The sequence below is a fragment of the Streptomyces showdoensis genome (genome assembly GCF_039535475.1).
In the GTDB taxonomy this organism is placed as follows: Bacteria; Actinomycetota; Actinomycetes; order Streptomycetales; family Streptomycetaceae; genus Streptomyces; species Streptomyces showdoensis.
Window position 1 is genome coordinate 3,175,378 of the sequence record NZ_BAAAXG010000026.1, and the last position, 16,760, is coordinate 3,192,137.

General features: G+C 73.0%; 17 protein-coding genes. 8 read left to right on the top strand and 9 right to left on the bottom strand.

What is annotated here, in order from left to right:
- Window positions 1-182 precede the first annotated feature (182 nt).
- From fabF to fasR, 5 genes are all read right to left on the bottom strand, one after another.
- Window positions 183-1,445, bottom strand: a complete 1,263-nt coding sequence (gene fabF / locus ABD981_RS27310) for a beta-ketoacyl-ACP synthase II (RefSeq protein WP_046906282.1) — start codon at window positions 1,443-1,445, stop codon at window positions 183-185.
- Between the two features lie 80 nt (window positions 1,446-1,525).
- Entirely contained in the window at window positions 1,526-1,774 is a 249-nt protein-coding gene (locus ABD981_RS27315; protein ID WP_046906283.1) for an acyl carrier protein, read from the bottom strand.
- 55 nt (window positions 1,775-1,829) lie between these two features.
- Complete coding sequence (locus ABD981_RS27320) at window positions 1,830-2,861, bottom strand: ketoacyl-ACP synthase III (RefSeq protein WP_046906284.1); 1,032 nt, start codon at window positions 2,859-2,861, stop codon at window positions 1,830-1,832.
- Window positions 2,862-2,879: 18 nt separating this feature from the next.
- On the bottom strand, window positions 2,880-3,830 hold the full coding sequence (locus ABD981_RS27325) for an ACP S-malonyltransferase (protein ID WP_046906285.1): 951 nt from the start codon (window positions 3,828-3,830) through the stop codon (window positions 2,880-2,882).
- Window positions 3,831-3,919: 89 nt separating this feature from the next.
- The gene (fasR, locus tag ABD981_RS27330) at window positions 3,920-5,101 is read right to left on the bottom strand and encodes a fatty acid biosynthesis transcriptional regulator FasR (protein ID WP_046906286.1); all 1,182 of its coding nucleotides are present in this window, start codon (window positions 5,099-5,101) and stop codon (window positions 3,920-3,922) included.
- Window positions 5,102-5,428: 327 nt separating this feature from the next.
- Between fasR and ABD981_RS27335 the strand changes: the two genes are divergently transcribed.
- Window positions 5,429-6,091 (top strand): pirin family protein, encoded by a 663-nt coding sequence (locus ABD981_RS27335; protein WP_165590899.1) that lies wholly within the window; start codon window positions 5,429-5,431, stop codon window positions 6,089-6,091.
- Here the strand turns inward: ABD981_RS27335 and ABD981_RS27340 are convergent.
- From ABD981_RS27340 to ABD981_RS27350, 3 genes are all read right to left on the bottom strand, one after another.
- Window positions 6,088-6,282, bottom strand: a complete 195-nt coding sequence (locus tag ABD981_RS27340; protein ID WP_046906288.1) for a DUF397 domain-containing protein — start codon at window positions 6,280-6,282, stop codon at window positions 6,088-6,090. The two genes, ABD981_RS27335 and ABD981_RS27340, sit on opposite strands and share 4 nt — an antisense overlap.
- Entirely contained in the window at window positions 6,266-7,090 is an 825-nt protein-coding gene (locus tag ABD981_RS27345) for a helix-turn-helix domain-containing protein (RefSeq protein ID WP_046906289.1), read from the bottom strand. Before ABD981_RS27345 ends, ABD981_RS27340 begins: the two co-directional genes overlap by 17 nt.
- Window positions 7,091-7,215: 125 nt before the next feature.
- Window positions 7,216-8,385 carry a L,D-transpeptidase family protein gene (locus ABD981_RS27350; RefSeq protein WP_046906290.1) on the bottom strand — a complete coding sequence of 390 codons (1,170 nt, stop codon included), beginning with the start codon at window positions 8,383-8,385 and terminating at the stop codon, window positions 7,216-7,218.
- A gap of 209 nt (window positions 8,386-8,594) precedes the next feature.
- On the opposite strand from ABD981_RS27350, the gene ABD981_RS27355 reads away from it, so the two are divergent.
- From ABD981_RS27355 to ABD981_RS27375, 5 genes are all read left to right on the top strand, one after another.
- On the top strand, window positions 8,595-9,770 hold the full coding sequence (locus ABD981_RS27355) for a lipid II:glycine glycyltransferase FemX (RefSeq protein WP_046906291.1): 1,176 nt from the start codon (window positions 8,595-8,597) through the stop codon (window positions 9,768-9,770).
- A complete protein-coding gene (gene murJ, locus ABD981_RS27360; protein WP_046906292.1) occupies window positions 9,767-11,500 on the top strand; it encodes a murein biosynthesis integral membrane protein MurJ in 1,734 nt (577 codons plus the stop codon). Before ABD981_RS27355 ends, murJ begins: the two co-directional genes overlap by 4 nt.
- A gap of 119 nt (window positions 11,501-11,619) precedes the next feature.
- The gene (locus ABD981_RS27365; RefSeq protein ID WP_046906293.1) at window positions 11,620-12,303 is read left to right on the top strand and encodes a response regulator transcription factor; all 684 of its coding nucleotides are present in this window, start codon (window positions 11,620-11,622) and stop codon (window positions 12,301-12,303) included.
- Window positions 12,300-13,781, top strand: a complete 1,482-nt coding sequence (locus ABD981_RS27370; RefSeq protein ID WP_046906294.1) for a sensor histidine kinase — start codon at window positions 12,300-12,302, stop codon at window positions 13,779-13,781. The genes ABD981_RS27365 and ABD981_RS27370 overlap by 4 nt, the downstream gene beginning before the upstream one ends.
- Window positions 13,778-14,365, top strand: coding sequence for a hypothetical protein (locus ABD981_RS27375; protein ID WP_123954242.1), 588 nt, complete (start codon window positions 13,778-13,780; stop codon window positions 14,363-14,365). Before ABD981_RS27370 ends, ABD981_RS27375 begins: the two co-directional genes overlap by 4 nt.
- Before the next feature lie 30 nt (window positions 14,366-14,395).
- On the opposite strand, the gene ABD981_RS27380 is transcribed toward ABD981_RS27375, so the two are convergent.
- The gene (locus ABD981_RS27380) at window positions 14,396-15,214 is read right to left on the bottom strand and encodes a serine hydrolase domain-containing protein (protein ID WP_046906461.1); all 819 of its coding nucleotides are present in this window, start codon (window positions 15,212-15,214) and stop codon (window positions 14,396-14,398) included.
- A 73-nt stretch (window positions 15,215-15,287) separates the two neighbouring features.
- On the opposite strand from ABD981_RS27380, the gene ABD981_RS27385 reads away from it, so the two are divergent.
- Together ABD981_RS27385 and ABD981_RS27390 are read left to right on the top strand one after the other, a co-directional pair.
- Window positions 15,288-15,707, top strand: a complete 420-nt coding sequence (locus ABD981_RS27385; RefSeq protein WP_046906295.1) for a MerR family transcriptional regulator — start codon at window positions 15,288-15,290, stop codon at window positions 15,705-15,707.
- A complete protein-coding gene (locus ABD981_RS27390) occupies window positions 15,704-16,735 on the top strand; it encodes an aldo/keto reductase (protein WP_046906296.1) in 1,032 nt (343 codons plus the stop codon). Before ABD981_RS27385 ends, ABD981_RS27390 begins: the two co-directional genes overlap by 4 nt.
- Window positions 16,736-16,760 lie beyond the last annotated feature (25 nt).

A 16,760-nucleotide genomic window follows, 5' to 3' on the forward strand; every position in this document is an offset into this window, starting at 1 on the left:
AGGCCCACCCCCGTCGGGGGTGGGCCTCACGCATGACGGAACGTCACGGCACGGATCGGACCGTACGGAACGCCGGCACCACATCGTGGCCGCCGAAGCCGAACGAGTCGGCCCCTCCTCCGTGCGCCCCTCGCACCGCTTCGCGGGCTTCGGAGCGCTGTGCCGTACTCCGTCCGGAGGCGTCAGACCGTACGGAACGCCAGCACCACGTTGTGGCCGCCGAAGCCGAACGAGTTGTTGATCGCGGCGATCGTGCCCTGGGGCAGCTCGCGCGGCTCGTCGCGGACGATGTCGGCGTCGACCTCGGGGTCGAGGTCGGTGACGTTGATGGTCGGCGGGGCCAGCCGGTGGTGGAGGGCCAGGACCGTCGCGACGGTCTCGATGCCGCCCGCGCCGCCCAGGAGGTGGCCGGTCATCGACTTGGTCGCGGAGACCGCCACGTGGTCCAGCTCGTCGCCCAGGACCTTGCGCAGCGCCTTGATCTCGGCGACGTCGCCCTGCGGGGTGGACGTGGCGTGGGCGTTGAGGTGGACGACCTCGGACGGCTTCAGGTCCGTCGCGTCGAGGAGGTTCTGCAGCGCCGCGGCGATGCCCCGGCCGGTCGGCTCGGGCTGCGCGATGTGGTGGCTGTCGGCCGACAGGCCCTGGCCCAGCACCTCGCAGTAGATCTTCGCGCCGCGCGCCTTCGCGTGCTCCTCGGACTCCAGCACGACCACGCCGGCGCCCTCGCCGAGGACGAAGCCGTCCCGGCCCTTGTCGTAGGGGCGCGAGGCCTGCTGGGGCTCGTCGTTGTTCTTGGACATCGCCATCATGTTGGCGAAGGCCGCGATCGGCAGCGGGTGGATCGCCGCCTCGGTGCCGCCCGCGACGACCACGTCGGCACGGCCGGTGCGGATCATCTCGACGGCGTAGCCGATCGCCTCGGCACCCGACGCGCACGCGGAGACCGGGGTGTGGACGCCCGCCCGGGCGTTCACCTCCAGGCCGACGTTGGCGGAGGGGCTGTTGGGCATCAGCATCGGCACGGTGTGCGGGGAGACGCGGCGGACGCCGGACTCCTTCAGCACGTCGTACTGGTCGAGCAGCGTGGTGACACCGCCGATGCCGGAGGCGATGACGGAACCGAGCCGCTCGGGCACGATCTTCTCGTCCTCGCCGGCGGGCGCGGTGTAGCCCGCGTCGGCCCACGCCTCGCGGGCCGCGATCAGCGCGAACTGCGCCGAGCGGTCCAGCTTGCGGGCCAGCGGGCGGGGCAGCACCTCGGACGGCTCCACCGCGACGCGCGCGGCGATCCGTACGGGCAGCTCCTCGAAGCGCTCGCCCTCCAGGGGCTTGACGCCGGAGCGGCCGGCGAGGAGGCCCTCCCAGGTGGAAGCGGAGTCGCCACCCAGCGGAGTGGTTGCGCCGATACCGGTGACGACCACGGTGCGATTGGTCGAGCTCACAGGAATTCTTTCTCCATGTGTGTGATGGTCGAAAAGCGGCGCCACCGCTGGGTGGCGAACCGGGTCAGCTAGGCCCGAGATCAGGCCTGGTGCTTCAGGATGTACTCGGTCGCGTCGCCGACCGTCTTGAGGTTCTTGACGTCCTCGTCGGGGATCTTGACGTCGAAGCGCTCTTCGGCGGCCACGACGACCTCGACCATGGACAGGGAGTCGACGTCCAGGTCGTCGGTGAAGGACTTGTCGAGCTCGACGTCCTCCGCCGGGATGCCGGCGATCTCGTTGACGATCTCGGCGAGGCCCTTGACGATCTCGTCCTGGGTGTAGGCCATGGTGGCGCTCCTTGTGGTGTTCTGAAGAAATGGGCTTCCGGATGATCCGGAGTGCCTAGGGGAGAGTAACGACCGTCGCGGCGAAGACGAGACCCGCCCCGAAGCCGATGATGAGCGCCGTGTCGCCGCTCTTTGCCTTGCCGGTCGCCAGGAGCCGCTCCATCGCGAGCGGGATCGAGGCGGCCGAGGTGTTGCCGGTGGTCTCCACGTCACGGGCGACCGTGACGTGCTCCGGCAGCTTGAGGGTCTTCACCATCGAGTCGATGATCCGCATGTTCGCCTGGTGCGGGATGAAGACGTCCAGGTCGTCCGCCGAGATGCCGGCGGCGTCCAGCGCCTGCTGGGCGACCTTCGCCATCTCGAAGACGGCCCAGCGGAAGACCGCCTGGCCCTCCTGCGTGATGGCCGGGAACTTGATGTCGCCCTGCTCGTTGAGGGGGAGCTTCGACACGTCGCCGACGTGGAACTCGTTCCACGGCACGGTCTGCTTGATCGTCTCGGACTTGTCGCCCTCCGAACCCCACACGGTGGGGCCGATGTGCGGCTCGTCCGAGGGGCCGACGACCACGGCGCCCGCGCCGTCGCCGAACAGGAAGGCCGTCGCGCGGTCCTCCAGGTCCGTCAGGTCGCTCAGCCGCTCCACGCCGATCACCAGCACGTACTCGGCCGAACCCTCGACGACCATGCCCTTGGCGAGCGTGAGGCCGTAGCCGAAGCCCGCGCAGCCGGCGGAGATGTCGAAGGCGGCCGGCTTGCCGGCGCCGATCTTGTCGGCGATCTCGGTGGCCACCGCCGGGGTCTGCTTGAAGTGCGAGACCGTGGAGACGACGACCGCGCCGATCTGCTCCGGGGTGATCCCGGCGTCGGCGATCGCCTTGCCGGAGGCCTCCACCGACATCGCGGTGACGGTCTCCTCGGGCGACGCCCAGTGGCGGGTGGCGATGCCGGAGCGCGAGCGGATCCACTCGTCGGAGGAGTCGATCTTCTCCAGGATCACCTCGTTGGGCACCACACGGGTGGGGCGGTAGCCGCCGACACCGAGGATGCGCGCGTACGGGGCGCCCTTGCTGGGCTTGATCTTCGCCATGCTTCTCGACACTCCTTGTCAGGCCGTGGCCGTCTCGGCGACGAGCGTGCGGGCCGCGTCGAGGTCGTCGGGGGTCTTCAGGGCCACGGTGGGGACACCGGGCAGGGCGCGCTTGGCGAGGCCGGTCAGGGTGCCGCCGGGGCACACCTCGACCAGGCCGGTGACACCGAGCTCCTTGAAGGTCTCCATGCACAGGTCCCAGCGGACCGGGTTGGCGACCTGGCCGACCAGGCGGGCGATGACCTCGGCGCCGCCGGTGACGACCTGGCCGTCCTTGTTGGAGACGTAGCGCACGGCCGGGTCGGCCGGGGACAGCTCCTGGGCGGCGGCGGCCAGCTTCTCCACGGCCGGGGCCATGTGGTGCGTGTGGAACGCGCCGGCGACCTGCAGCGGGACCACCCGGCGGACGCCCTCGGGCTTGTCCTCGGCCAGGGCGGCCAGCTGCTCCAGGGTGCCGGCGGCGACGATCTGGCCGGCGCCGTTGACGTTGGCCGGGGTCAGGCCCAGCTTCTCCAGGTGCGGGACGGTCACCTCGGGGTCGCCGCCGAGCAGCGCCGACATGCCGGTCCGGGTGATCGCGGCGGCCTCGGCCATCGCGAGACCACGGGTGCGGACGAGGCGCAGCGCCGCGGTGGCGTCGAGGACGCCCGCGAACGCGGCGGCGGTGAACTCGCCGACGCTGTGACCGGCGACGGCGCCGGGGGACACGGCGCCGAGACCGAAGGCGGCGTCGGGGGCGACGTCACCGAGGGCGGCGGCGGACAGCAGACCGGCGGCCACCAGCAGCGGCTGGGCCACGGCGGTGTCGCGGATCTCGTCCGCGTCCGCCTTCGTGCCGTAGTGGGCGAGGTCGAGCCCGATGGCGTCGGACCAGGCCGCGACGCGGTCGGCGGCACCGGGGAGTTCGAGCCAGGGAGTCAGGAAGCCGGGCGTCTGGGCGCCTTGGCCGGGAGCGACGAGTACGAGCACCCTCACACTCTCTCTTGGGGACGGTCCCGGACGCCCGTGGGGACAAGGACGAAGAACCGTCGGTCGAATTGTTGGTGTTCGACAAAAGTCTAGGACTGCGTCTCCGCGTCGGCCAAGCGCCCGAGGATGAGCGCGATCCGCAGGGTGAAGGCGGAGCGGACGTCGGAGGGTGACCAGCCGGTGACGTCGGTCACACGTCGAAGCCGGTAGCGCACGGTGTTCGGGTGGACGAACAGCATCCGCGCCGCGCCTTCCAGGCTGCTGGCCTGCTCCAGGTAGACACTCAGAGTTTCGAGCAGCGCCGAGCCCGCTTCTTCCAGCGGTCTGTAGATCTCCTCCACCAGCTGCTCACGGGCCGAAGGGTCGGAGGCGATGGCGCGCTCGGGCAGGAGATCGTCCGCGAGCACCGGGCGCGGGGCGTCCTGCCAGGCCGAGCAGGCCTTGAGCCCGGCGGCGGCGGCCTGCGCGGAGCGGGTGGCGGCCAGCAGGTCGGGCACGACGGGGCCCGCGACGACGGGGCCCTGCGCGTACGGCCCGATCAGGGCCTTCGCCACGGCCAGCGGATTGTCGTTGCCGCCCGCGATGACCACGAGCCGGTCCCCGAGCACACCCGTGAGGACCTGGAGCTTGGCGTGCCGGGCGGCCCGCCGGATCGCCTCCACGGTCAGCTCGCTGTCCCCGTCGGGCGCCGTGCCCAGGATCACGCACACGTTCTCCGGCGAGTTCCAGCCGAGGGCGGCGGCCCGGGACACGGCCCCCTCGTCGGCCTCGCCCGAGAGCACCGCGTTCACGACCAGCGACTCCAGCCGGGCGTCCCAGGCGCCGCGGGCCTCGGCGGCCTGCGCGTACACCTGGGCGGTGGCGAAGGCGATCTCCCGCGCGTAGACCAGCAGCGCCTCGCGCAGCACGCGCTCGTCGCCGGGGGCGGCGACCTCGTCGATCGCCGACTCCATGACCTCGATGGTCGTCCGGACCATCTCGACGGTCTGGCGCAGGGTGATCGCCCGGGTCAGCTCGCGCGGCGCGGTGCCGAACACGTCGGTGGAGATCGCCTGCGGCGTCTCCGGGTGCCGGAACCACTCGGTGAACGCGGCGATGCCGGCCTGAGCGACCAGACCGATCCACGACCGGTTCTCGGGCGGCATCGCCCGGTACCACGGCAGCGTCTCGTCCATGCGGGCGATGGCGCCGGCGGCGAGCCGCCCCGAAGACTGTTCGAGGCGCTTCAGGGTCGCGGCATGCGGGTGAGCTGGCTTCACGGGTTCAGACACGGGGACAAGACTGCCCTATGTCGGGGAGTCGGCTGGCACGGACCGGCGCCACGGAACGAAAGCGCAGGTCACAGACGTGGTCCGCCGGCCGATCCGGATGCCTTCGCCGCGTCGTGCCGACCTGCCCGGCCCGTCGGGGGCTGTGGAGATCCGACAGCGCCGGAAGCCGCTGGCCGCCTACGGCCGGTTCCGGGCCACGGAGAGTCGCACGGTGGCGTGCGCCGCGGAAGGGACGGTGACGCGTTCCGGTGCGCACGCCACGAAGAGCCACCACTCGTCGGCCGGCTTCGTGGCCGCCCAGCCGCCCGGCGCCGCTACCGTGAACCCGTGATACGCATCCAGCGCGCCGGGGAGCGGTACCCCGGAGGTGAGCCCGGGGCCGGGATCGAGACCCGGCACGCCCTTTCCTTCGGCCGTTACTACGACCCCGACAACCTCCGCTTCGGCGCGCTGCTCGCGGTCAACGAGGAGCGGCTCGCCCCGGGCGCCGGTTTCGACGAGCACCCGCACAGTCACACCGAGATCGTGACCTGGGTCGTCGAGGGCGAGCTGACCCACCGCGACTCGGCCGGCCACGCGACCGTGGTGCGCCCCGGCGACCTCCAGCACCTGAGCGCCGCCGAGGGCGTCCGGCACGTGGAGCGCAACGACGGCCCGGACCCGCTGGTCTTCGTCCAGATGTGGCTGGCCCCGCTGGCCCCCGGCGGCGACCCCGCGTACGACGTGGTCCGCGGCATCGCCGACGCCACCCCGTACGCCCTCCCGGCGGCGGGCTCGATGCTGCACGTGCGGCGCCTGGAGGCGGGCGAGCGGGCGGCCGTCCCGGACGCGGACTTCGTCTACGTCCACGTGGCGCGCGGCACGGTCCGCCTCGACGGCGAGGAACTGGCGGAGGGTGACGCGGCCCGCGTCACCGGCGCGGAGGGCCTGGCCCTGCTCGCGACCGGCGATGCGGAGGTGCTGCTGTGGGAGATGCGGCGGGCGTTCTAGCGGACGCCGTCCACGAAGGCCTGCCAGGCGGCGGCGCCGACGATCAGGGCGGGGCCGGCGGGGTCCTTGCTGTCACGGACCGGGACGGCGCCGGGGAAGCCGTCGGCGACCTCGACGCACTCGCCGCCGGTGTTTCCGCTGTACGAGGACTTCCGCCACCGCGCGCCGGTCAGTTCAGGACGGGTCTCCATAACGTTCCTCCATCACGCGGGTGATCAGTGCCGCCGAATCCTCTACGGAGAGGGCGGTGGCCTGCACGTGAGAGTAACGGAGCGCACCTTCCCTGACGGTGTCAGGGTTGGCGGTCATGTGGCCGGAGATCAGGTCCTCCGTGTAGACGATGTCCGGGTCGTCGTCGAACCGGAGGGCGGTGAACGACCCTTCGAGGCTGGCGTGTTCGCCCGCCTCGAAGGGCAGGACCTGGATGCGCATCCAGCGGTGGTCGGCGAACGTCAGCAGATGCGCCAGTTGCCGCCGCATCACCTCGCGGCCGCCGATCGGCCGGTGCAGCACCGCCTCGTCGAGCACCGCCCAGGCGAGCGGCGGGCGCTCCCGGGCCAGGATGCGCTGGCGCTCCATCCGCGCCGCGAGCAGGCCCTCCAGGTCGTCCGGCATGCCGGTGGCCAGCACCGCCCGCGCGTACTCCTCGGTCTGCAGCAGCCCGTACACCAGCTGCGTCTGGAACGTGGAGATGTACGTCGCGATGGCCTCCATCTGCGCGAACGGCTGGAACCACGTCGGCAACTGGCTCCGCAGCACCAGCCCGATGAGCCGGCTGAACAGCCCGTCCGTGCCCAGTGCGGCGTCCAGCCGTTCGGAGAACTCGCGGGTGGGGATCTTCTTCGCGCACTCGACCTGCCCGACCAGGGAGCCCGAGCAGAAGATGATGTCCCCGAGCTGCTGCTGCCTCAGCCCGTGCGCCTCGCGTAAGCGGCGCAGCTCCCAGCCGTAGTAGTCCAGGGGGGAGGCGCTGGGGTCGAGTTGGACGATGTTGACCATGGCGGAAACCTCCGGCCCGGACGCGCACGGCGTGTCGACTCGCTGTGCCGCCGAGCGTAACCAGCGCGTCGCGGGCCGGAGGCGGGAATCCCGTACGGCCACTCCTGTGGGTGACCCGGCCGGGGTCAGCCGCGCAGCGCGCTCTTCGCCTGCCAGGCGGTCCAGTCCAGGTTCCAGGCGCCGTAGCCGTTGCCCTCGGCGACGACGCCCTTGGTGTCCTCGCCGGTGATCTCGAAGGGGTCGCCGACCCGGACGGAGGCGTAGAAGGAGGCGGCGTTCTCGTCGCTCATGCCGATGCAGCCGGAGCTCTTGTTGGCGTTGCCGAACCAGCGCGCGTTCCACGGGGCGGCGTGGGCGTACATGCCGGACCAGGTCAGCCGCATCGAGTAGTCGACGTCCTTGTCGTAGGCGTCGCCGAGGCCGACCGTCTCGGAGTTCATGTTGATCGTGCCCTCCTTCGCCATCAGGACGGCCGTGCCCCGCCAGGAGCGCTTGTCGCCGCCGGGGGTGCCGCCGGAGACCGGGATGGTGCGGACGGTGCGCCCGTCCCGGACGACGGAGAGCTTCTTGCGGTCCAGGTCGACCTTGATCACCTGGGCCTGGGAGGCGACGGTGAAGCCGGTGCGGTAGTCGCGGACGAACCAGCCGTCGCCCGAGTCCGTGCCGTTCAGCGTCGCGTCCAGGGTCACCTTCGTGCCGGGCTTCCAGTACGCGCGGGGCCGCCAGTCCGCGCGGTCCCTGCCCGAGTAGTCCTTGAGCCAGCCCCACGAGCCCTCGGTGCCGTTGGAGGTGGTGACCTTCAACTGGCGCTCCACGTCCGCCTTGTTGGTGACGGGGCGGTCGAAGACGATCGACAGGGGGTGCGCGATGCCCACCGTCGTGTTCTTGCCGGGGGCCAGCGTCAGCTTGTTGACCTTGTCCGCGTCGGGGGTCGAGAAGGACTTCCGGTCCTTCGTCTCCTTGCCGCCGGCGCCGCGGGAGGTCACCTCCACCGTGTACGTGGTGCCGGGCGCGGCCTTGCGGTCCGAGGCCCAGGAGGTGCCGCCCGCGGCGGTGCGGCCCGCGAGCTCGGTGCCGTCCTCGTCGACCACCTTCACCGTCGCCAGGGTGCCGCCGGCGGCCGTCACCCTGACCGGCTGCCCGGCCGCCGGGGGCGTCACGGTCACCTTCGCGGGGGTGCCGTCGGCGGGCGCCTTCGGCGAGGCGGCCTGCGGGTCGGCGGCCGCCGTGGAGCAGGCGGTCAGCGACGCGGCCGCGATCAGGAACAGGGGGATGCGTATGTGGGTGCGCAGCACGGCACGGCCTCCGCGAGGGTGGAAGGAGTGGGATGCACCGGACTGTAGGCCGCGGCCGGGGGGGCCGTGCCCGGCCCCGGGGCCATGTGACGGGGCCTGGTGAGAAACGGTCATCGTCCGGTCACATTCCTCGCGCGGAGCGGTCAATACCGGCTGTGAGCCTGCTGTGCGCCCCACCACCGACGGGGCGGAACAAGGAGGCCCTCGTTGTGTCAGCGCTGCTCGTGACGCCCGCGCCCACCCGCCCCGCGCTGCGGCTCGGACCCGTCACCCCGGAGACGTACCGCGCCTTCCTCGCCGCCCGCTCCACCGGGCCGGGCGGGCCCAGCTTCCTCCAACTCCCCTCCTGGGCCGCGGTCAAGGACGGCTGGAGCCACCAGCTCATAGGCTGGGGACCCGAGTCCGGTGAGCTCACCGGGGTCGCGCTCGTGCTCCTGCGGGCCTTCCCCGGCACCCGCAAGTACTTCGCCTACCTCCCCGAGGGGCCCGTCGCCGACTGGGCCGACCCCGATCTCGACGGCTGGCTCGACCCGCTGCTGCGGCACCTGCGCGCGGCCGGCGTCTTCGCCGTGCGGATGGGGCCCGGGCCCGACTACCGCCGCTGGTCCGCGACCACGCTCAAGGCGCACACCGGGCCGGGGCGGCGGCTCTCCGACGTCCTCGCCAGCGAGGTCGACCCGCTGGGCTCGGCCGTCGCCGAACGGCTGCGGGCCCGGGGATGGAAGCGCTGCGGCGGCGAGTCCGACGACGGCGCCGACGCCCAGCCGCGCTTCGTCTACCAGGTGCCGCTCGCCGGCCGCAGCTCCGACGACCTGTGGTCCGGGCTCAACCAGGAGTGGCGCCGCAACATCCGCAAGGCCCGCAAGTCCGGCGTCGAGGTCGTCCTCGGCTCCGCCGCCGACCTGCCCGAGTTCTTCCGGCTGCTGCGGATCACCGAGGAGCGCGACGGCTTCCGGCTCGGCCGCTCCCTCGCGTACTACGAGCGCCAGTACGCCGTCCTCAACGCCGAGTACCCGGGGCGGATGAAGCTGTACCTGGCCCGCCACGAGGGCGAGGTCCTCGCCGCCCACACCATGATCACCGTCGGCCGTCGGGTCTGGTACCAGACCGGCGCCTCCGCCGACCACCGCCGCGAGGTGCGCCCCTCCAACGCCCTCCAGTGGCGCATGATGCTCGACGCCCACGCGGTCGGGGCCGACGTCTACGACATGCGCGGGGTACCCTCCACCCTCGATCCGGACGACCGCGCCCACGGGCTGCTCCGCTGGAAGCTCGGTACGGGCGGGCGGGTCGTCGAGACGCTGGGGGAGTGGGAGATTCCGTTGCAGGGCACGACCAACCACACGCTGTACCGCGCCTTCCAGGCGTATCTGGCCCGCCGATGACGGCCACCCTGACGGAGACCGGATCGCCCTCCGTCCTGCGCAGCGGCGCCCTGATGGCGGCCGGCTCGCTCGTCTCCCGCGCCACCGGCTTCGTCCGCTCCGCCGTCGTGGCGGGGGCCATCGGCACCGGCTTCGTCGCCGACGGCTACGCGGTCGGCAACTCCGTCCCCACGATCGTCTACATGCTGCTGCTCGGCGGCGCGCTCAACGCGGTCTTCGTCCCCGAACTGGTGAAGGCCGCCAAGGAGCACGAGGACGGCGGCGCGGCCTACACCGACCGGCTGCTCACGATCTGCGTGCTCGCCCTCACCGTCCTGACCGCCGTCGCCGTGCTCGCGGCACCCGCGATCGTCGACGCGTACACCGACTACACCGGCGCGCAGCGGGACACGACCGTCGCCTTCGCCCGCTCCTGCCTGCCGCAGATCTTCTTCCTGGGCCTGTTCACGCTGCTCGGCCAGGTGCTCAACGCGCGCGGCCGGTTCGGCGCGATGATGTGGACCCCGGTCCTCAACAACCTCGTCGTGGTCGCCGTCTTCGGCCTGTTCCTCGCCGTCTCGGCGGGCGGGGAGCTCACCCCCGGCGAGACCGCGCTGCTCGGCTGGGGCACCACCGCGGGCATCGCCCTCCAGGCCCTCGCCCTGCTGCCCTCCCTCAAGGCGGCCGGCTTCCGCTGGCGCCCCCGGTTCGACTGGCGGGGCAGCGGCCTGACCGCACCCCTGAAGGCGGCGGGCTGGCTGGTCCTGCTGGTCCTCACCAACCAGGCCGCGTACTGGGTGACCACCAAGGTCGCCACGGCGGCCGGCCAGCGGGCCGAGGGCGCCGGCCTCAGCGCGTACAACAACGCCTACCTGCTGTGGGCCGTCCCGCACGGCATCGTGACCGTCGCCCTGGTCACCGCCCTGCTGCCGCGGATGAGCGCCGCGGCGGCCGAGGCCGACCTCGCGGGCGTGCGCCGCGACGTGGCCTACGCGCAGCGCACCAGCGCGGCCGCGATCGTCCCCGCCGCCTGCGGGCTGTTCGCCCTGGCCGTCCCGCTGATGGGCCTGGTCTTCGGCTACGGCCGCACCGACGCGGACGCGGTCCGCTCGATGGCCTGGATCCTGATGGCCCTCGCGCCCGGCCTGATCGCGCTCTCCGGCCAGTACGTGTGCACCCGCGCCTTCTACGCCCTGCGCGACACCCGCACCCCCTTCTTCCTCAACCTGGTCATCGCGGGCCTCAACGCCCTGCTCGCCGTCTGCGCCCACGCCTTCCTGCCCGCCCACTGGGCCGTGACGGGCATGGCCGCGGGCTACTCGTTCGCCCTCTGGGCGGGCTGGGGCCTCACGGCGTACGTGCTCGGGCGCAGGCTGAGGCGGGCCGGACCCACCGGCGCCGGACCCACCGGCACCGGGACCGGATCCACCGGGACCGGGACCGGATCCACCGGGACCGGGACCGGATCCACCGGGACCGGACGCGCCGGGGCCGGGGCGACCGGAGCCGGGTCGGCGCCCGCGACCGGTGCCGGCGGCGCGCTGCTGCGCCTCCTGGCCGCCGCCGTGCCCGCCGCCGGGCTCGGGCTGCTCGTCGCGGACCGGACCACCGGGGCCGGGTCGCTGCTCTCCGGCCTGGCCGGCGCGGCCGCCGTCCTCGCCGTCTTCGCCCTGCTGGCCCGGCCGCTGCGGCTCACCGAGGTCCAGTCCCTCCTCACGGGCGCCACCGCCCGGCTCACCCGACGGCGCTGAGCCCACCCGCCCGCGCCGCCCCTCCACACCCGTCCCGCCCGCCCCTCCGCAGACCCGCTCCCCGCCGGATCCCCTCCCCGGCGGGGAGCGCACCCGACCGACCTTGGGATACTCCACGAATGCCACGCGTGCTGCTGATCGAAGACGACCCCTCCGTCCGTGAAGGCGTCGAGCTCGGGCTCCGGCGCCGCGGGCACGAGGTGCGGACCGCCGCGACCGGGGAGGCCGGGCTCGACGCGCTCGGGGAGTTCCGCCCCGACCTGCTGCTGCTCGACCTCATGCTGCCCGGCATGAACGGCGTCCAGGTCTGCCGCCAGGTCCGCCAGACCAGCCAGCTGCCGATCATCATGCTCACCGCGCGCGGCGACGACTTCGATGTCGTCATCGGCCTGGAGGCGGGCGCCGACGACTACATCGTCAAGCCCGCCCGCACCGAGGTCATCGAGGCCCGGATCCGCGCCGTGCTGCGCCGGATCGAGGAGCCCGGCGGCGGCCGCCCGTCCGTGGAGTTCCACGGGGAGCTCGCCGTCGACCGGGCCGGACTCACCGTCGCCAAGAACGGCGAACGCATCGCCCTCGCCCCCTCCGAGCTGAAACTGCTGCTCCACCTCACCGCCGCCCCCGAGCAGGTCTTCAGCCGCCAGCAGCTCCTCGAACACGTCTGGGAGCACAGCTTCCACGGCGACGCCCGGCTCGTCGACGCCTGCGTCCGCCGGCTCCGCAACAAGATCGAGGACACCCCCGGCGACCCCCGCTACATCCAGACCCTGCGGGGCTTCGGCTACCGCTTCGGACCGCTGTGAGAGCCCACGTGCCGGGCGGCGGGCGGCACGCCGAGGCCCGTCGAAGACGCCTGCGCCCCTTCGGGCTGCGCACCCGGCTCGTCCTCGCCTTCCTGCTGGTCGCCGCCGTCGGCTGCGGCACCACCGCCGCCCTCACCTACCGGGCCGCCCGCAACGCGATCCTGGAGCAGACCCAGGACACCGCCGTCACCGCCTTCCGCCAGCAGGTCGAGACCCTCAACACCCAGCTGCCCGTCAACCCCGACGGGCTGCGCACCGCCCTGCAGAGCATCGCCCGGCAGGGCAAGCCGCGGCCCTGGCGGGTGTACGCGGAGTACGGCGACCTGCGCGTCTCCTCCACCGACCGGCCCGAGTCGAGCGTCCTCACCCCCGAACTGCGGCGCAGGGCCACCGCGATCGGCGCCACCCACGGCAGCTTCCAGCGCGTGGTCAAGGACGGCACCCCGTACCTCACCATCGCCGTCCCCGCCGTCTTCGGGAACTACTACCGGGGCTTCCCGGAGGGCAGGCCCACCGGACTCGTCCTGTACGCGGTGATGGACCTCGGCGAGGAGGAGGCCAACATCGAGGCCATGGTCGCCGCCGCCCGCGACGGTGCCCTGCCCGCCCTGCTGGTCGCCCTGATCCCGGCCCTGGTGGCCTCGCGGGGCGTGCTGCGGCCGGTGCGCGAGCTGCGGCTGGCCGCGCACAGCATGGGCCGGGGCCGCCTGGACACCCGGATCCACGCCAAGGGCAGCGACGAACTCGCCGACCTGGCGCGTACGTTCAACGAGTCGGCCGCCGAGCTGGAACGTTCCGTCACGGAGCTGCGGAACGCCGAGGCCCGCGCCCGCCGTTTCGCCTCCGACGTCTCCCACGAGCTGCGCACCCCGCTCGCCGGGATGCTCGCCGTCACCGAGGTGCTCGACGAGGACGCCGGCACCCTCGACACCGACACCGCCCGCGCCGTCCGCCTGATCAGCGCCGAGACGGGCAAACTCGCCGTCCTCGTCGAGGACCTGATGGAGATCTCCCGCTTCGACGCCCGCGCGGCCGAGCTCCACACCGACGAGGTCGACGTGGCCGACTCGGTCCGCAACACCCTCCGGAACCGGCACTGGACCGATCCGGAGCAGATCGTCACCGAGCTCACCGACGGCGTCCGCGCCTCCCTCGACCCGCGCCGCTTCGACGTCGTCGTCGCCAACCTGGTCGGCAACGCGCTGCGGCACGGCCGCCCGCCGGTGACGGTCCGGGTCTACGCCGAGGACGACCGGCTCGTCACCGAGGTCGCCGACCGGGGGCCCGGCATCCCGCAGGACGTCCTCCCGCACGTCTTCGACCGCTTCTACAAGGCCGACGCGGCCCGTACCCGCTCGGCGGGCAGCGGCCTCGGCCTCGCGATCACCCTGGAGAACGTCCGGCTGCACGGTGGTACGGTCGTCGCCGCCAATCGACCCGACGGCGGCGCCGTCTTCACCGTCAGGATCCCGTTGTGACTCCCGCCGCGAGCCGCTTCCGGCGAGGAGCCGCAGCCGCCCTGCTGGCCCTGCTGACGCTGGCCGGCTGCGGCGTGCAGAAGAGCGACGTCGTGGAGGCCGGGGGCGCGGCGCCGGTCACCGTGAACCCGACCGGCAGCCCGCGGATGCTGCTGTTCTTCGTGAGCCGGGACGGCCGGCTGATGCCGGTCGCCCGCGACCTCGGCTTCAGCCGGATCATCGAGGACGGCTCCGGCGCGGGCGCCCGGACCGAGATCACCCACCCGCCCGCCTACCGGATCGCCACCGACAAGGTGCTCGGCGCCCTCATCGAGGGCCCGGACGAGAAGGAACGCGCCGCCGGCCTCACGACACAGATCGACTTCCACGGCGCGCGCGAGACCCACACCCAGCGGCAGACCGGCTCCGACCTGCGCCCCGAGCTGAGCCTCCGGCTCCAGGTCCGGGTCAAGGACCTCGACCCGATCGCCGTGCGCCAGTTGGTCTGCACGGCCTCCTACGCGGAGGACCTCGGCCAGGCGGCCCCGGTCGTCATCTCGGGGACGGACGGGGCCCTGCCCGCGACCCGCTGCGAGACGGACTGACCGACCGGGGCCCCACCTGCGCGCCCCGGCTCAGGCGCCGCGCAGCTCCGCGAGGACCGCGTCCGTGAACGGCGGCCAGGCCTCGACCGCCCAGGCCCCGAAGGGCCGGTCGGTCAGCGCCACGCAGGCGGCCCCCGCGTCCGGGTCGACCCACAGGAAGGTCCCGGACTGGCCGAAGTGCCCGAAGGTGCGGGGCGAGGAGGAGGCGCCGGTCCAGTGCGGCGACTTGCCGTCGCGGATCTCGAAGCCGAGGCCCCAGTCGTTCGGCCTCTGGTGCCCGTAGCCGGGCAGGATGCCGGTGAGACCCGGGTACGTCACGGTCATCGCGTCCAGCACGGTCCGCGCGTCGAGCAGCCGCGGCGCCTGCACCTCGGCGGCGAAGCGCACCAGGTCGTCCACGGTCGACACGCCGTCCTTGGCGGGCGAGCCCTCCAGGGTCGTGGCGGTCATGCCGAGCGGCTCCAGCACCGCCTGGTGCAGGTATTCGGCGAAGGGGATGTCGGTGGCCTTGGCGAGGTGGTCGCCGAGCGCCTCGAAGCCGGTGTTGGAGTAGATCCGGCGGGCGCCGGGGGCCGCCATGACCCGGTTCTCGTCGAAGGCGAGCCCGGAGGTGTGGGCGAGCAGATGGCGCACGGTCGCGCCCTCGGGACCGGCCGGCTCGTCGAGGTCGATGGCCCCCTCCTCGTACGCGACGAGGACGGCGTACGCCGCGAGCGGCTTGGTGACGGAGGCGAGCGGGAAGCGGCGGTCGGTGGGGCCGTGCGCGCCGGCCAGGGTGCCGTCCGCGCGGACGACGGCGGCGGCCGCGGTGGGGACGGGCCAGTTCTCGATCGACGCCAGGGTCTGCAGGCTGTTCGGCATGGTGCCGAGCGTACTTCGCCTGCTTGCTTCGAGTGCACTCCAACCTTCTAGCGTGGGGGCCATGAGCTTGATCGAGAGCACGACACCGCAGGTGCGGAAGGACCGCTACACGATCAGTGAGGTGGCCGCCCTGACCGGACTCTCGGCGCACACCCTGCGCTGGTACGAGCGGATCGGCCTCATGCCGCACGTCGACCGCTCGCACACCGGCCAGCGCCGTTTCACCGGGCGGGACCTGGACTGGCTGGCGTTCGTGGGCAAGCTGCGGCTGACCGGGATGTCGGTGGCGGACATGGTGCGGTACGCGGAGCTGGTGCGGGAGGGCGAGCACACCCACCCCGAGCGCCGTGAGCTCCTGGAGACCACCCGGCGCGACGTCCTGGTCCGGATCGCCGAGCTGCAGGACACCCTCGCGGTGCTCGACCTCAAGATCGGCTACTACGGCGACCAGACGACCACATGCGGAGAGGCCACCTCATGAGCAGCAGCAACGACAGGATCGGCACCGTCCGTCTCGGCGCCGGCCAGGACGGACCGGAGATCGGCGTCCAGGGCTTCGGCGCCATGGGCATCAGCGAGTTCTACGGGGACACCGACGAGAAGGCCGCCCGCGACACCCTCGAAGCGGCCCTGGAGTACGGCGTCACCCTCATCGACACCGCCGACGTCTACGGGCAGGGCGCCAACGAGGAGTTCCTCGCCCCGTTCGTCGCCGCGCACCGCGACGAGCTGGTCCTCGCCACCAAGTTCGGCATCGAGCGCCGGGCCGACGACCCGGTCCACCGGGGCGTCCGCAACGACCGCGCGTACGTCCGGAGCTCCGTGGAGGCGAGCCTGCGCCGCCTGGGCGTCGAGACGCTGGACCTCTACTACATGCACCGCCGCGACCCGGACGTCCCGTTCGCCGAGTCCGTCGGCGCGATGGCCGAGCTCGTCCAGGAGGGCAAGGTCCGCCACCTGGGCCTGAGCGAGGTGACCGGACCCGAGCTGCGCGAGGCGTACGCGGTGCACCCGATCGCCGCGCTCCAGTCCGAGTGGTCGCTCTTCTCCCGCGACGTGGAGCGCAGCGCGGTCGGCGCGGCGGCCGAGCTCGGCGTCACCCTGGTGCCCTACTCGCCGCTCGGCCGCGGCTTCCTCACCGGCGCGTTCGCCGACGCCTCCAAGGAGCTGTCCGCCGCGGACTTCCGCCGCGGGCAGCCCCGCTTCAGCGGCGAGAACGCGGCCCGCAACGCGGCCCTGCTCGACCCGGTCCGGACGATCGCCGAGGAACACGGGGCGAGCCCCGCGCAGATCGCCCTCGCCTGGGTCCAGCAGCGCGCCGCCGTGCACGGCCTGGACGTCGTCCCCATCCCGGGCACCCGCAAGCGCTCCCGCCTGCGGGAGAACGCGGCCGCCACCCGGATCACCCTGACCGCCGACCAGCTCGCCGCCCTGGAGCCGATCGCCGCCCGGGTCGCGGGCGACCGCTACCCGGACATGACCTTCACCGCGGCGTCCCGGGAGGTCTGAGGGCACGTCGGCGGCGCCGGTCCCG

What these genes read in the sequence shown, in the direction of transcription:
- ABD981_RS27315 (WP_046906283.1), bottom strand. Translation starts at nt 1,774, where the DNA reads ATGGCCTACACCCAGGACGAGATCGTCAAGGGCCTCGCCGAGATCGTC.
- ABD981_RS27320 (WP_046906284.1), bottom strand. Translation starts at nt 2,861, where the DNA reads ATGGCGAAGATCAAGCCCAGCAAGGGCGCCCCGTACGCGCGCATCCTC.
- ABD981_RS27340 (WP_046906288.1), bottom strand. Translation starts at nt 6,282, where the DNA reads ATGGAGACCCGTCCTGAACTGACCGGCGCGCGGTGGCGGAAGTCCTCG.
- ABD981_RS27345 (WP_046906289.1), bottom strand. Translation starts at nt 7,090, where the DNA reads ATGGTCAACATCGTCCAACTCGACCCCAGCGCCTCCCCCCTGGACTAC.
- murJ (WP_046906292.1), top strand. Translation starts at nt 9,767, where the DNA reads ATGACGGCCACCCTGACGGAGACCGGATCGCCCTCCGTCCTGCGCAGC.
- ABD981_RS27365 (WP_046906293.1), top strand. Translation starts at nt 11,620, where the DNA reads ATGCCACGCGTGCTGCTGATCGAAGACGACCCCTCCGTCCGTGAAGGC.
- ABD981_RS27385 (WP_046906295.1), top strand. Translation starts at nt 15,288, where the DNA reads ATGAGCTTGATCGAGAGCACGACACCGCAGGTGCGGAAGGACCGCTAC.
- ABD981_RS27390 (WP_046906296.1), top strand. Translation starts at nt 15,704, where the DNA reads ATGAGCAGCAGCAACGACAGGATCGGCACCGTCCGTCTCGGCGCCGGC.